Annotated in this window: 18 protein-coding genes; 11 read left to right on the top strand and 7 right to left on the bottom strand. The window is 61.1% G+C overall.

Translation table 11 applies throughout. The features are described 5' to 3' along the window. Positions 1-152: 152 nt before the first annotated feature. Positions 153-1370 (bottom strand): 23S rRNA (adenine(2503)-C(2))-methyltransferase RlmN, encoded by a 1218-nt coding sequence (gene rlmN / locus ABAC402_RS26440; RefSeq protein ID WP_023448712.1) that lies wholly within the window; start codon positions 1368-1370, stop codon positions 153-155. 129 nt (positions 1371-1499) lie between these two features. On the opposite strand from rlmN, the gene ABAC402_RS26435 reads away from it, so the two are divergent. Beyond that, positions 1500-1982 carry a hypothetical protein gene (locus ABAC402_RS26435; protein WP_023448711.1) on the top strand — a complete coding sequence of 161 codons (483 nt, stop codon included), beginning with the start codon at positions 1500-1502 and terminating at the stop codon, positions 1980-1982. Between the two features lie 118 nt (positions 1983-2100). On the opposite strand, the gene ABAC402_RS26430 is transcribed toward ABAC402_RS26435, so the two are convergent. The 3 genes from ABAC402_RS26430 to ABAC402_RS26425 all read right to left on the bottom strand — a co-directional run bounded on the left by ABAC402_RS26430 (position 2101) and on the right by ABAC402_RS26425 (position 4131). Then, complete coding sequence (locus ABAC402_RS26430) at positions 2101-2835, bottom strand: YitT family protein (RefSeq protein ID WP_023448710.1); 735 nt, start codon at positions 2833-2835, stop codon at positions 2101-2103. Between the two features lie 96 nt (positions 2836-2931). After that, positions 2932-3330: a cytochrome c family protein gene (locus ABAC402_RS39160; protein WP_023448709.1), complete on the bottom strand. Its 399-nt coding sequence runs from the start codon at positions 3328-3330 to the stop codon at positions 2932-2934. Positions 3331-3396: 66 nt separating this feature from the next. Beyond that, complete coding sequence (locus tag ABAC402_RS26425) at positions 3397-4131, bottom strand: HesA/MoeB/ThiF family protein (RefSeq protein ID WP_023448708.1); 735 nt, start codon at positions 4129-4131, stop codon at positions 3397-3399. Positions 4132-4287: 156 nt separating this feature from the next. On the opposite strand from ABAC402_RS26425, the gene ABAC402_RS26420 reads away from it, so the two are divergent. The 6 genes from ABAC402_RS26420 to hslU all read left to right on the top strand — a co-directional run bounded on the left by ABAC402_RS26420 (position 4288) and on the right by hslU (position 8729). After that, positions 4288-4548, top strand: coding sequence for a glycosyl hydrolase (locus ABAC402_RS26420; RefSeq protein WP_023448707.1), 261 nt, complete (start codon positions 4288-4290; stop codon positions 4546-4548). Between the two features lie 73 nt (positions 4549-4621). After that, entirely contained in the window at positions 4622-5362 is a 741-nt protein-coding gene (locus tag ABAC402_RS26415; RefSeq protein WP_040409845.1) for a YoaK family protein, read from the top strand. Between the two features lie 353 nt (positions 5363-5715). Then, positions 5716-6279 carry an ATP-dependent protease subunit HslV gene (gene hslV / locus ABAC402_RS26410; RefSeq protein WP_023448705.1) on the top strand — a complete coding sequence of 188 codons (564 nt, stop codon included), beginning with the start codon at positions 5716-5718 and terminating at the stop codon, positions 6277-6279. Next, on the top strand, positions 6276-6650 hold the full coding sequence (locus ABAC402_RS26405) for a hypothetical protein (protein WP_023448704.1): 375 nt from the start codon (positions 6276-6278) through the stop codon (positions 6648-6650). The genes hslV and ABAC402_RS26405 overlap by 4 nt, the downstream gene beginning before the upstream one ends. Next, entirely contained in the window at positions 6647-7168 is a 522-nt protein-coding gene (locus tag ABAC402_RS26400; RefSeq protein WP_023448703.1) for a GNAT family N-acetyltransferase, read from the top strand. The genes ABAC402_RS26405 and ABAC402_RS26400 overlap by 4 nt, the downstream gene beginning before the upstream one ends. A gap of 262 nt (positions 7169-7430) precedes the next feature. After that, a complete protein-coding gene (gene hslU / locus ABAC402_RS26395) occupies positions 7431-8729 on the top strand; it encodes an ATP-dependent protease ATPase subunit HslU (RefSeq protein ID WP_031235312.1) in 1299 nt (432 codons plus the stop codon). Here hslU and ABAC402_RS0119910 read toward each other — a convergent pair whose 3' ends face one another. The 3 genes from ABAC402_RS0119910 to ABAC402_RS26385 form a co-directional block, all read right to left on the bottom strand. Then, positions 8730-9029, bottom strand: coding sequence for a DUF3144 domain-containing protein (locus ABAC402_RS0119910; RefSeq protein ID WP_023448701.1), 300 nt, complete (start codon positions 9027-9029; stop codon positions 8730-8732). Between the two features lie 157 nt (positions 9030-9186). Next, a complete protein-coding gene (locus ABAC402_RS26390; protein ID WP_023448700.1) occupies positions 9187-9390 on the bottom strand; it encodes a DUF3144 domain-containing protein in 204 nt (67 codons plus the stop codon). A gap of 66 nt (positions 9391-9456) precedes the next feature. Continuing rightward, a complete protein-coding gene (locus ABAC402_RS26385) occupies positions 9457-9915 on the bottom strand; it encodes a low molecular weight protein-tyrosine-phosphatase (protein ID WP_023448699.1) in 459 nt (152 codons plus the stop codon). Between the two features lie 96 nt (positions 9916-10011). Between ABAC402_RS26385 and ABAC402_RS26380 the strand changes: the two genes are divergently transcribed. From ABAC402_RS26380 to nth, 4 genes are all read left to right on the top strand, one after another. After that, positions 10012-11160, top strand: coding sequence for an alpha/beta hydrolase (locus ABAC402_RS26380; RefSeq protein ID WP_023448698.1), 1149 nt, complete (start codon positions 10012-10014; stop codon positions 11158-11160). A 61-nt stretch (positions 11161-11221) separates the two neighbouring features. Next, complete coding sequence (locus ABAC402_RS26375) at positions 11222-11572, top strand: phosphoribosyl-ATP pyrophosphohydrolase (protein WP_023448697.1); 351 nt, start codon at positions 11222-11224, stop codon at positions 11570-11572. Then, entirely contained in the window at positions 11569-12084 is a 516-nt protein-coding gene (locus ABAC402_RS26370) for a GNAT family N-acetyltransferase (RefSeq protein WP_023448696.1), read from the top strand. The genes ABAC402_RS26375 and ABAC402_RS26370 overlap by 4 nt, the downstream gene beginning before the upstream one ends. 191 nt (positions 12085-12275) lie before the next feature. Continuing rightward, positions 12276-12917, top strand: a complete 642-nt coding sequence (nth, locus tag ABAC402_RS26365; RefSeq protein WP_023448695.1) for an endonuclease III — start codon at positions 12276-12278, stop codon at positions 12915-12917. Positions 12918-13045 lie beyond the last annotated feature (128 nt).

Raw genomic sequence — 13045 nt, 5'->3', positions numbered from 1 at the left:
CTACTAAAATACTACATACATGCCCGCAGCCTTGGGCGGCTCATTCATGAGGGATTGTCCCTGCAAGATCAAGTCCAACAATAAACCGCTGTGGACAATATTTCTGTTGCAACCAAAAAGGCCATAAGACGCAAGGCCCAAACCGGCCCAGCCTAGTCGACCATGCCCGCCGCGAGATGGGCAAACGGCAGGCTTTCGCCGTGGCCGTTGTCCTCGTTTGACGCATCACGCGCTTCGCGGCGGATCGTCGAGGCGCGTTTCTTTTCGCTCTCTGACTTGAGCTGACCGCAGGCCGCCAGGATATCGCGGCCGCGCGGGGTGCGGATCGGCGAGGCATAACCTGCCTTGTTGAGGATGGCGGCGAAGGTCTCGATCGTCGTCCAGTCCGAGCACTGGTAGTCGGTGCCCGGCCACGGATTGAAGGGGATCAGGTTGATCTTGGCCGGAATCCCCTTCAGCAGCTTGACCAGGGCGCGGGCCTCGGCCGGGCTGTCATTGACGCCTTTCAGCATGACATACTCGAAGGTGACGCGGCGCGCGTTCGACAAGCCAGGGTAGGCGCGGACTCCGGCCATCAGGGCCTCGATATTGTACTTCTTGTTCAGCGGCACGATCTCGTCGCGCAGCGCGTCATGGGTGGCGTGCAGCGAAATGGCCAGCATGGCAGCCGTCCGGCTGCCCAGTGCTTCCAGCTCCGGCACCACGCCGGAGGTCGAGACGGTGATGCGGCGACGCGACAGGGCTATGCCTTCGTTGTCGGAGATGACGTCGATGGCATCGCAGACATGGTCGAGATTGTACAGCGGCTCGCCCATCCCCATGAAGACGATGTTCGACAGCTGGCGGTCTTCCTTGGGCGACGGCCATTCACCGAGGTCGTCGCGGGCCACCTGGACCTGGGCGACGATTTCCGCCGCCGTCAGGTTGCGCACCAGCTTTTGCGTGCCAGTGTGGCAAAAGGTGCAGTTCAGCGTACATCCGACCTGGCTGGAGACGCAGAGCGCTCCGGCGCGGCCGACGCCCGGAATGTAGACACTTTCGACCTCGATGCCCGGTCCCATGCGGATAAGATACTTGCGCGTACCATCGCGCGAAATCTGACGCTCGACGATCTCAGGCCGGGCCAGCGTAAAGCGATCTGTGAACAGAGCGCGCTGTTCCTTGGCGATGTCGGTCATCAGGTCGAAATCGGTGACGCCGTAATGGTGAATCCAACGCCAGATCTGTTGCATCCGCATTTTGGCTTTACGTTCCTCGACCACGCCGCTGTCGAGCAGGACGTGCAGCAGGCCATCACGGGTCAGGCCTGTGATATTGACCAGGGCAGGCTGGGTCGCGGGCTTGGGCGACAGGTCGAGCGTATGGGCCAAGAGATGCGGCTTTCGAAAAACAGACTTATGAGGAAGAGGCGAGCCTATACCTCAAACCCGCCGCAAAGTCCAATTGACAAGGCATTTCCGCAATGTACCATGAGAGCAATAAGGGAATTGGGGATCATCATGAAAATTTCGACCACCGCCTTGACCGTGGCCATGGCCGTCGCTCTTACCTTGCCGCTGGCTGCACCCTCGCACGCTGGCCCGGCCAGCGAGGCCCTGTCGCGGTGCCTGATCCAGAAGAGCACCAAGACCGACCGCGCCAACCTGGCCCGCTGGATATTCGGCGTCATCGCCCGTCACCCCAGTGTCTCCGACCTGTCGGCGATGACCGACGCGAAGTACGAAAAAGTCAATCGGGCCGCCGGCGACGTCTTTACCCGGCTGATGGCCGTGGATTGCGCGGCGGAATCGGCAGAAGCGCTCAGGGCTGAAAGCTCGGATGGTTTCGGCCAGGCGTTCAAGTCACTGGGCGAACTGGCCATGACGGAACTGATGGGCGATCCTGCTGTCCAGTCCGGGTCCAGCGACCTGGTCAAATATATCGACCTGAACGCGTTCGCCCAGGCCATTATCTCGAACGGCGGCGCCGATAAGAAGAAATAAGCGGATTGTGTTCTGCCAAACGTTTCCATCTGAACACAACCCGCTCTAAATTTTTTCGCGCACTTTTTCCGAAAACAGGAACGCCCGTGCGGCGGCGGCCACTTTATCGGATTGCGCTCTAACGGCCGATGTAGCGTTCCGGCCGGTGGAAACCGAGCATGACCCCGCTCATGGCGGCGGCCGATAACAGGGACAGTCCGGCCTGCTGCCAGTTCAGTACCAGGATCGAGGCTGACAGGATCAGGGCGTCGCACAGCATCTGCGTCTTGCCGGCATTGATGCCGCGAGTCTTCTGAAGGTAAAGCGCCAGCACGCCGGTGCCGCCGGCGCCGGCGCTGTGCCGCGCCAAGGCCAGTATGCCCATGCCGATGATGGTGCCGCCGAACAGGGCCGCGAAGACGGGATTGACACCCGACAGGGTGAACATGAACGGTGCCAAGGTCGCCAGGCCCATGATGGCCAGGTTGACGATGACGGTCTTGATCATGAAGCGCTTCCCCATGGCCGGCCAGGCAAACAGGACGAACGGGATGTTGATCAGCATAAACAGCACGCCGACCGGCAGGGGCACGAGATAGGAGACGAGGAGGGCGATACCGGCGACGCCACCCGTTACCAGCCCGACTGATTTCAGGAAAACTACGCCCAGCACCACGAACGAACATCCAATGGCAAAGGCGTAGATGTCCTCGATCACCGTATGTTTGACGGCGGGATAGAGAGCATCGGCGCCATCTTTGTCCAGTTTGGCCTTGTCCAGTTTGGCCTTTTCCAGTTTGGCCTTGTCCAGTTTGGCCTGGTCCAACTGGGTTTTATCGAGCGTCGTTTTGGCTGGGGTGGCAGATGTGGGCATGCGGAACTCGTCAGGTTTGGCCTGAACGTCTCATCGCCTGTCGATGCGCAGATGCTTGCGCTTGAAACCACCCATGCCACAGATTGTGGCTGTCGTCTATTCGGCCTTGAGACCTTTCAGGTAACCAATCAGGTTCTGCCGGACCTTCGGATCATTGAACATCATTGGCATGTCCGTACCACCATAGACGTGCTGGGGACCCGCCAGGAATTTGTCGAGCCGTTTTTCCGACCAGCGATGTCCTTTCCGATAGCCTTTCTGCAGGGCCGGTGAATAGGTGAAGCCTTCGACCGAGCCGACACGCCGGCCGACCACGCCGAACAGGGGTGGCCCGGTGTCGAGCAGCATGTGAGCGCTGTCGTCGTGGCACAGGCTGCAGGCCTTGAAATAGAGGGCGCTTCCCGCCTGGATGTCTGGCCCGGGAGGAGGCGGTGTCTTCGCCTGAACAGCAGGGGCAAACAGCAGAACCGTGCCAAGGAATAAAAAGGCTTTCATCCGACGCTCCATGTGAACGTCGCATCATGGATCTCATTGGCGAGCCCGTCCTTGATCAGAATCAAGTCACCGGCTGCAGACGCGACATTGCGGATCGGCCGCGAGACCGACAATCCGGCTTTGCAGGGTCAGCCCGTCGAAGATCATCAGCCGCCCGGCCAGATTCTCGCCCGCGCCTGTGATCAGCTTGACCGTCTCCAACGCCGCCAGGGTTCCCAGGACGCCCGCCAAAGCGCCGACGACACCGACCCGCTCACATGTCTCGGCGTCAGGCGGCAGATCCGGCACCAGGCACCGATAGCAGGGACGACCTTTGAACACGGCCAATTGGCCGCTCCAACGCCCGATCGCCGCCGAAACCAACGGCTTGTTTAGGTCGTGACACACCTGGTTGACCAGCAACCGTGTCGGGAAGTTATCGCAGCCGTCGAGCACGATGTCGTACCCGCGCAAGACCGCGGCGGCATTGGCCTCGTCCAGGCGCACCGCGTGGACACGGCAATCGCAATGCGGATTGATCTGCGCAAGCCGCGCCTGGGCTGTACCGGCCTTGGACGCGCCGATCTCGCCGGTGCTATACAAAACCTGGCGCTGCAGATTGTTCAGGCTGACCGTATCGTCATCGATCAGGCCCAAGGTCCCGATTCCGGCGGCCGCCAGATATAGCGCTGCCGGCGAGCCAATCCCGCCCATGCCGACCAGCGCCACCTTGGCGGCCTTGAGTTTCATCTGGCCCTGGCCGCCGATTTCCTTCAGCACCAGGTGGCGGGCATAGCGGTCGATTTCGTCGTCAGAGAGCATCGCCTTCCTATAGTCGTCTCGCGACCGCTTGACGACAGCCGAATGTTGGCGGCTAATCAGAAAAAACGAAATAAGTATTCGGAGAGGTCACATGAAATTCATTCTGGCAGCTATCATCGCGTTGCTTCTCTCCCTCGCGCCGGTGGCTCATGCCGAATGCTGAGGCCGGGAACGCGCGAAAACGATCTGATGAATGCCGATATCGACGCCATAGCCGTCGTCTTCAAACGCTGGGAGGCGCAAGGACTCGTCATCCTGTGGCGGCCGTTGCACGAGATGAACGGCGCGTGGTTCTGGTGGGGCCAGAAGACGCAATATCCGGCCCTGTGGGACGCCCTGTTCGCTCGCGACCAGACCGTCACCCTGGACGAACTGCCGGCGCAACTGCGCGCCACCTGTCCTGGAAAGCTCCGGTGAGTGCATAGAGTAACGCCGTTTTCAATTTGTTTACCATAGCGGCGGACACTGGCGGCTTCCAGGGACGATGATTATGAAGACCGCCCTTCGCCAGCTGATCGCCCTGCACCGCACCGAACAGGCCGACACCCGCCTGGGCGTGGTCCTGGCTTTTGTCGCCGGCGCGATCAATGCTGGCGGGTTCCTCGCCGTCGGCGCCTATACGTCTCATATGACCGGCATGGTGGCCTCGATCACCGACCTGATCGTCGTCAACCAATGGCGGACGGCCGTTGCCATCATTCCGCACGTTATTGCCTTTTTCGCCGGGTCTGTTCTGTCGGCGGTACTGATCAACTGGGCACGGCTTAAGAAATTGGCCAGCGAGTTCGCCCTGCCGCTGATGACAGAAGCTTTGTTACTGGTGGTCTTCGGTGTCCTGGCCGCCGCCGGTCTCGGTGCCGGTCTGGGCGGGCTTTACGCCCTGATCGCATTGCTGTGCCTGATTATGGGGATGCAGAACGGTCTGATCACCAAGATTTCCCACTCCGAGATCCGCACCACCCATATGACCGGCGTCATCACAGACCTTGGTATCGAAACCGGCCGGTTACTGTTTGGCAAGGCCAGCCATACCGACACGCGATTCAGTGCGGTCAAATTGCGTCGTCTGTTGCTGTTGCTGGCCGGTTTCGTCATTGGCGGGCTGGCGGGCGCGGCGGCCTTCAACTGGATCGGCTTCGTCGCCGTTCTGCCGTTGGCGGTGCTTTTGGCCGTGATGGCGCTATTGCCGATTGCCGACGATCTAAAGCGGGTTTTTTCACCCCAACGCTGAGACTGTTTGCAAATCCGTCAGGTTGGCCTGCAAAGGGCCGTTTTCTGCGCTTCCGGTGCTCACGTACTTGAGTAATACCAGCCCGCGATGACCTTGACTCATCGCGGACTGGCAAGCGCGCCAGTGTACGTTTCTGGGGCGCCCGAGCTTATGCGAGGAGCCATGGGGGGCGCCTAGTCCGGCGCTTGAGCTGAAAAAATGCGAATACCAAGCGTCATTCTTTATGAGGCTTGGTGTAAGCGGCGCTCCGGTTCTCGAAACCAAGCCTTTTCGGCTCAGCCTGACGAATTTTCAAAACAGTCTCTGACCGTCACACCTTGCAACCGGACGGCAAAACCGCCAAGTAAGCGGGCATGCCAAACTCTAACCTTTCCGACTCCAACTTCCCCAACTGGCACGGCACGACCATCGTCGCCGTGCGCCAAAACGGCAAGACCGTTATCGCCGGCGACGGCCAGGTGTCCATGGGGGCTACCATCGTCAAGGGCGGTGCGCGCAAGGTCCGTACCCTCGCTGGCGGCAAGGTGCTGACCGGCTTTGCCGGCGCCACGGCCGATGCCTTCGCCCTGCTGGAGCGGCTGGAAGCCAAGCTGGAGCTGTTCCCGGACCAGTTGGCACGCGCCTGCGTCGACCTGGCCAAGGACTGGCGTACCGATCGCTATCTGCGCCGACTTGAAGCCATGCTGCTGGTCGCCGACCGCGACCATATCCTGACCCTGACCGGGGTCGGTGATGTCCTGGAGCCCGAGGACGGCGTTGCCGCCATCGGCTCGGGCGGGGTCTATGCCCTGTCGGCGGCGCGCGCCCTGATCGAATACGAACCGGACGCCGAGGTCATTGCGCGCAAGGCGATGAAGGTCGCCGCGAGCATCTGCGTCTACACCAACGACCACCTGACCATCGAGACCCTGTCGTGACCGGGCGCGTGACCATCGACCAGGCCATAGCGAAGGCCAAGATGACGGTTCACCTGCCGGCGACCTGCATCATGTTCGCCGCCTGGGGGCAGGCGCTGATCCTGGTGCCATCGGGCTTGCTGCCGCCGCTGTTCACCTTTATGTCGATGGCGGTCGCCGTGTCCGGCTGGCCGCTGGCCTGGATGTACAGGGCCTACATGACGCCGCGATGGAAACTATGGGCCTATAGCGGTGCCGGCAATGTCCAGCAGATGAAGGCGGCTGCCATCGTCGCCAAGGTGATCGGCCCCGACAATGGATTTGCTGAAAAGTCGGAAATCTGTTCGAAAGACATGCGGGCGCAAATCTTGAGGTTGGAAGGACGGGCGTGAGTCTAGGTCGTGCTAACGCTTCGCTCCTAGAGCACTATGTTTTCCGCCGCCTGACTCCGGACGACCTCGACCTGGTCAATGGCTGGATCGCGGCGCCGCACGTGGCGCAGTGGTGGGTGGAGGCCGATGGCCCGTCCGAGCCGATTGGCCCGGAGGATTTCGACGAGCCGGATTTTCGCATGTGGCTGGTCCTGCACGAAGGCGAACCCTTCGCCTATATGCAGGACTACGACCCGCACCTCTATCCAGGGCACCATTTCGAAGACCGCCCCGCGCCGGCCCGCGGCATCGACCAGTTTATCGGTGTTCCCGACATGGTGGGCAAGGGACACGGCTCGGCCTTTATCCGGCAACGGGTGGCCGAGTTGTTCGACGAAGGCGCGGTCGTCGTCGTCACCGATCCGCATCCCTCGAATGGAAGGGCGATCCGGGCCTATGAAAAGGCAGGTTTCATCCCATATGGAGAGGGCCATCATCCGCAATGGGGCTGCAGCCTGCTGATGGCCTGCACCCGCTGATACGACTGAAACCGAGGAAAGGGTTGTCCACAGATAAGCCAGATAAGCCGGATGGGCGGAGCCTTTCCGCACAGCCTGCGCTCTATTCAGCGGTTCGCCTGAAGCGCAACGCGCGTCGATAAACCAGGCCCGAGACTCGGCCCGGATTTGACGCGGGATACGCTATCCATCTGGCTTATCTGGCTTATCTGTGGACAACCCCTTTTTAAACCCGAAGACCCAAACGCGCTTCGCCCAGAACGCCCACAGACCGACTGACATCATGACCACATTTTCTCCTCGTGAAATCGTCTCCGAACTCGACCGCCACATCATCGGCCACAACGACGCCAAGAAGGCCGTTGCCGTCGCGCTGCGCAACCGCTGGCGCCGCAAGGCTACTGATGCCTCGATCCGCGACGAGATCACGCCCAAGAACATCCTGATGATCGGGCCCACCGGCGTCGGAAAGACCGAGATTGCCCGCCGCCTGGCCAAGCTGGCCCAGGCGCCCTTCATCAAGGTCGAGGCAACCAAGTTCACCGAGGTCGGCTATGTCGGCCGCGATGTCGACCAGATTGTCCGCGATCTGGTCGAGGCCGCCATGCTGATGATCAAGGATAAGAACCGCGCCGGCGTCCGCGCCAGGGCCGAGGCCGCCGCCGAAGAGCGGCTGATCGACGCCCTGGTCGGCAACACATCCGGCCAGGCGACGCGCGACAGCTTCCGTAAGAAGCTGCGCAACAACGAACTGGACGACAAGGAGGTCGAGTTGCAACTGACTGAAACCGGGTCGCCGATCGGCATGATCGAGATCCCCGGCCAGGCGGGCAACAATTTCAATCTCGGCGACATGTTGTCCAAGGCCATGGGCGGGCGCAAGAAGACGGTCAAGACGACGGTTAAATCGGCCTGGCCGACCCTGATCTCGGAAGAATCCGACAAGCTGCTGGACCAGGAGGCGGTGGCTTCGGAGGCGTTGAGCCTGGCTGAGAACGAAGGCATCGTCTTCCTGGATGAAATCGACAAGGTGGCGTCGCGGTCGGAACGCGGTGGCGCCGATGTGTCGCGTGAAGGTGTCCAGCGCGACCTGCTGCCGCTGATCGAAGGCACGACGGTGTCGACCAAGTATGGGCCGGTCAAGACCGACCATATCCTGTTCATCGCCTCGGGCGCTTTCCACGTCGCCAAGCCGTCGGACCTGTTGCCGGAACTGCAGGGCCGCTTGCCGATCCGGGTGGAGCTGAAGGCCCTGACCCAGGACGATTTCCGCCGAATCTTAAGCGAGCCGGAAGCCAATCTGATCAAGCAAAACCAAGCGCTGATGAAGACCGAGGGCGTGACTTTGGAATTCGATGACGGCGCCATTGCCGAAATGGCCGCGGCTGCAGCGACGGTCAATGCCAAGGTCGAAAACATCGGCGCTCGGCGGCTGCACACGGTCATCGAAAAGGTGATGGAGGAGCTGTCCTACACCGCGTCCGACATGGCGGGCCAGACCGTGCTGATCGACGCGGATTACGTCAAGCGCCGCCTGGGTGACATCGCCACGGACGCCGATCTTAGCCGGTATATCCTGTAATCAGGCTTTAGTCTCATCCTTCGGGAAGTTCTTGTCGTAATTGCGAACATAGTCGTCGAAGTGCGCCTCGAACATCTTGCGGCATTGGTCGACAAAATAGTCGGTGGCCTCGGCCTTCTTGGCGGCGTACCCGGCCTCGGATGGCGCCATCTTGGCCCATACCCATGCATGATAACGCGCTGCCGCTTCGTTCAGCGATACGCTGATATTGATCGGCGGCGTCGTGGCCAGGTAGCCATTGGCCGTGTTGATAAAGCTCTTGAAACGGGCCTCGAAGCCGGGGTCGATATGCTGGGACATGCGATGCTTTCTTTGGTATCAATCGCACCCATAGCATCAGACTACATAATTGTTCCAGTCTGTCACATCAAACCTGTCGGCGAGCGCGGACGGCGTCGAAATGGGTGACGTAGTCGTCGAAGAATTTTTCCATCAGCCCGCGGAATTCGGTGCTGAATTAGTCGATATGCTGTTGGCGCATGGCTTCGAACTGGGCCTGATCCTCGCTGACCTTGGCTGAAAGGTAAACGGCGTAATTGGCCGCCGCCGCCGACAGGGCAAGGCTGACATGCTTGGGCGGGTGGTCCTTGGACAGGGCATTGGCCAGTTGGATGTGTTGGCCGACCATGTCTTCGATGGTGGGGGCGAGGCGTTCCAGCATATCAGGTCTCATAAGCAACTTTGTGGGGTAGCACCCTGCAACAAAACCGTTTCGGATGCCACCAAATTACGTCAGTTTCGCCAGCAAAGCGTCGCTGGCCTCGTCACACAACCGGTAAACGGCCTCGAAGTCGCGCGCGCCGCCGTAGTAGGGATCGGGGACGTCCTTGTTCAGGCCCAGGGCCTCCTCGAGATAGAGGGCCACGCGGGCTTTCGAGCCGCGCGGCTGCACCTTCGTCAGGTGGCGGACATTGTCGCGGTCCAGGCCCAGGATCACGTCGTAGTGGTCGAAATCGTGCGGCTTCACCTGGCGGGCGCACTGGCCGGAAATGTCCATCCCGAAGCGGGCGGCAACGGCTATGGAGCGGTGGTCGGGCGCCTCGCCGGCGTGCCAGCCACCACAGCCGGCCGAGTCGATCTCGAAACAGTGGTCGAGTTGCTTTTGGCGGACCTTGTGGCGCAGCACGCCTTCGGCCAGGGGCGATCGACAGATATTGCCAAGGCAGACGAACAGGATGGCGGTCATGGGTTCGTCATAAGGTGCGCCTGTGTTTACAACAAGCGTTGAAATTTCCGGCTGACCGGGTTAGGGTCGGTAAAAATCACAACAGGGCAGGTAACCATGATCCGCACTATCGCCATCGCCGCACTGATCCTCGCGACCCCCGCCCTGGTTACGCCTGTATGGGCCGAACCGATCGTCGCCACACCGGCGGAACAGGCGCAAATAGAGGCATTGAAACAGCCGGAAGCCTGGTTTCTCGCCAATCTCAAGGGGCCGCGCGAGGTCTCCGATGGCGTTGCGTTGGACGCCCGCCTGCAGTGGGTGCTGGAAAACGTTACGCGCCCGGCCTCGACGCCGGCAGTTCAGGCCTATCTTCGCAACAGCTATGCCACGCCGCAGGGCCGCGCCGCAACGCGGACGGCGCTGGACCGTTACTGGGCGCTGCGCACTGCCCCAGGACCGCAGATGGCGACCGAGGACCGCACAGTACCTGGTCGCGACGGAACGGCTATTCCCATTCGCATCTATCGCCCTGACGGCCTGCCCACGGATGCACCGGTTATCGTCTATTACCACGGCGGCGGCTTCATGTTCGGCGGCCTGGATGCCTTCGATCCGTCGCTGCGGATGATGGCGTTTGAATCAAAGGCCGTGGTCGTTTCGGTCGGCTATCGCCTGGCGCCTGAACACCCCTATCCCGCGGCCTGGAACGATGCCGAAGACGCCTATGACTGGGTGCTGGCCAACCGGGGGGGGCTGAGCGGCGGTCGGATCGGCCTGGCCGGTGACAGCGCCGGCGGTACCCTGGCCATCGCCACGGCTTTGCGGGCTCGCGAAGCGAAAAAGCCGATGCCAGATGGCCTGCTGCTCTTCTATCCCGGGGTAGATCGGGTGAACGACTATCCGTCTATGAAGGACCTGGGCGCCGGCTACGGCCTGGATGCCGACAATCTGAAGTACCTGGCTGACCAAGCCTATCCCGCCAGTGTCGCTACCACGGCCGCCGATACGTCTCCCATGCAGGCCGATCTGTGCGGTCTGCCTAGCGTCCGTGTCGTATCGGCAGGGTTCGATCCGCTGAAGGACTCCCAAGCCGCCTTTGCGGCGAGTTTTTCGGCCGGGGCCGAGTGCAAACTTGACGCCACCCATATCCGGTACGGCACCCTGATCCACGCTTTTCTGCAGACCACGGCCTATGTGCCCGATGCCGATGCGGCGGCGCGCAGCGAAGCCGCACAGTTCGGCGTTCGGCTACATTCGAACTAGGCTTGCCGCATCGGGGAATCGTGCGTAAATGAGGTGAGAACATCCCGTGAACGGTATTCCCATGTCCTTGCCCCTGCCCGAACTCGAAGCCTTTGTCGACCGGCTGAAGGCCATTTCCGACCGTTATCAGAGAGTCTATGATGTCGACCGTAGCGGCGACTGGCACCTGATCAAGGTCCAGGAAGAGATGGGCGAGCTGACCCAGGCCTACCTGGCTATGACCGGCCGGTCGCGCCGCAGCGTCGACGGTGCCCGCCATGATGTGGCGATGGAGTTGGCCGATGTCGTCTGCATGGTGCTGCTGATGGCGCGGTCCGAAGGCATCGACCTCAATGCCGCCATCACGCAGAAGTGGCTGAAATGGGAGCAGGTCATGGCCGACGAAAGCGCCCCGGAACTGATCCAGGCATGACGGAGCTGACAACGGCGCGGCTGCGCCTGACGCCGATGACGGTGGCGGATTTCGACCATCTGTGCCGGCTATGGCGCGATCCGGCCTTTACCGGCCAGATAGGACTGCCGGCCATGACTCCGGAGACAGTGTGGCTGCGGCTGTTGCGGGATATCGGCCATTGGCAGGCCCTGGGCGTCGGCAACTGGTCCATCCGCCGCCGGGACGATTCAGCCTTCATCGGATCGGTCGGGATTTTCGACTATCGCCGCGATTTGGTGCCTGTCTTGGGCGATCTGGAGGTCGGTTGGGGACTGGACCCGGCTTTTCAGGGTCAGGGTTACGCTTTTGAAGCCGTGACGGAAGCCCTGCGCCATGCCGATGAGGATCTGAAGCTGGCGCGGACGACCTGCATGATCGCGCCAGACAATGCGGCGTCGTTCCGGTTGGCGACCAAGGTCGGGTTTACGCCGTGGGTGGAGGGGGATCTGCGCGGCGAGAAAATTCAATTGCTGGAGCGGTTGAGAACGTAGGGCTTAAGAATTGACCACGAACCACACGAACAGACACGAACAAGCGTATTGACGAACGCAAACGGCGCTCCGAGGTTTTCAGTCCTGGTGTGTGACGGTGTTTCTCGTTCGTGTCTGTTCGTGTTGTTCGTGGTCAAAAATCTTAAAAAACATCGGTTCCGCACGTCGGCGAACTCCGCTAATCACCCCAGATGGCCGCACCCGATCCAGCCCTGATTTCCGCCCTGTTCGAGCGTTTCGAAGCCGACAAACCCGACCCGCGCACGGAACTCGATTTCGTCAATCCCTACACCCTGGTCGTTGCGGTGGCGCTGTCCGCCCAGACCACCGACAAGGCGGTCAACAAAGCCACCGAGCCCCTGTTCAAGGTCGCCGACAATCCGGCCGCCATGGTTGCCCTGGGTGAAGACGGGTTGACCCCGATGCTGGCCTCGCTGAACTTCTTTCGTGGCAAGGCACGCAATGTCATTCGGCTCAGCCAGATCCTGATCGAGCAATATGGCGGCGAAATCCCTTTGACCCGCGACGAACTGGTGGCGCTGCCGGGTGTCGGCAACAAGACGGCCAGTGTGGTGCTCAACGAACTGGACATTCAGCCCGCCATCGCCGTCGACACCCATGTTTTTCGCGTCTCGCATCGACTGGGCCTGGTGGATGCCGCCGACAAGACGCCAGACAAGGTTGAGCAACAACTGATGCAGGTCATTCCAAAAAAGTGGTTGACCCGTGCCCATCACTGGCTGATCCTGCATGGGCGCTATGTCTGTATCGCCCGAAAACCCAAGTGCGAGCTGTGCATCGTCAGCCACCTGTGTCCACGGATCGGGGTTTAATACCAACCCGCGAAAATCTTGGCTCATCGTGGGTTGGCAAGCGCGACCGCGCGCCCGAGCTTTTGCGAGGAGCCATGCGGCGCTTGAGCTGAAAAAAAGCGAATACCAAGCGTCATTCTTAATGAGGC

It is taken from the genome of Asticcacaulis sp. AC402, from assembly GCF_000495835.1.
Taxonomy (GTDB): domain Bacteria; phylum Pseudomonadota; class Alphaproteobacteria; order Caulobacterales; family Caulobacteraceae; genus Asticcacaulis.
This window is presented reverse-complemented; position numbering and strand designations above follow the sequence as displayed.

What these genes read in the sequence shown, in the direction of transcription:
- ABAC402_RS26435 (WP_023448711.1), top strand. Translation starts at nt 1,500, where the DNA reads ATGAAAATTTCGACCACCGCCTTGACCGTGGCCATGGCCGTCGCTCTT.
- ABAC402_RS26430 (WP_023448710.1), bottom strand. Translation starts at nt 2,835, where the DNA reads ATGCCCACATCTGCCACCCCAGCCAAAACGACGCTCGATAAAACCCAG.
- ABAC402_RS39160 (WP_023448709.1), bottom strand. Translation starts at nt 3,330, where the DNA reads ATGAAAGCCTTTTTATTCCTTGGCACGGTTCTGCTGTTTGCCCCTGCT.
- ABAC402_RS26425 (WP_023448708.1), bottom strand. Translation starts at nt 4,131, where the DNA reads ATGCTCTCTGACGACGAAATCGACCGCTATGCCCGCCACCTGGTGCTG.
- ABAC402_RS26420 (WP_023448707.1), top strand. Translation starts at nt 4,288, where the DNA reads ATGCTGAGGCCGGGAACGCGCGAAAACGATCTGATGAATGCCGATATC.
- ABAC402_RS26415 (WP_040409845.1), top strand. Translation starts at nt 4,622, where the DNA reads ATGAAGACCGCCCTTCGCCAGCTGATCGCCCTGCACCGCACCGAACAG.
- hslV (WP_023448705.1), top strand. Translation starts at nt 5,716, where the DNA reads ATGCCAAACTCTAACCTTTCCGACTCCAACTTCCCCAACTGGCACGGC.
- hslU (WP_031235312.1), top strand. Translation starts at nt 7,431, where the DNA reads ATGACCACATTTTCTCCTCGTGAAATCGTCTCCGAACTCGACCGCCAC.
- ABAC402_RS0119910 (WP_023448701.1), bottom strand. Translation starts at nt 9,029, where the DNA reads ATGTCCCAGCATATCGACCCCGGCTTCGAGGCCCGTTTCAAGAGCTTT.
- ABAC402_RS26390 (WP_023448700.1), bottom strand. Translation starts at nt 9,390, where the DNA reads ATGCTGGAACGCCTCGCCCCCACCATCGAAGACATGGTCGGCCAACAC.
- ABAC402_RS26385 (WP_023448699.1), bottom strand. Translation starts at nt 9,915, where the DNA reads ATGACCGCCATCCTGTTCGTCTGCCTTGGCAATATCTGTCGATCGCCC.
- ABAC402_RS26380 (WP_023448698.1), top strand. Translation starts at nt 10,012, where the DNA reads ATGATCCGCACTATCGCCATCGCCGCACTGATCCTCGCGACCCCCGCC.
- ABAC402_RS26375 (WP_023448697.1), top strand. Translation starts at nt 11,222, where the DNA reads ATGTCCTTGCCCCTGCCCGAACTCGAAGCCTTTGTCGACCGGCTGAAG.
- ABAC402_RS26370 (WP_023448696.1), top strand. Translation starts at nt 11,569, where the DNA reads ATGACGGAGCTGACAACGGCGCGGCTGCGCCTGACGCCGATGACGGTG.
- nth (WP_023448695.1), top strand. Translation starts at nt 12,276, where the DNA reads ATGGCCGCACCCGATCCAGCCCTGATTTCCGCCCTGTTCGAGCGTTTC.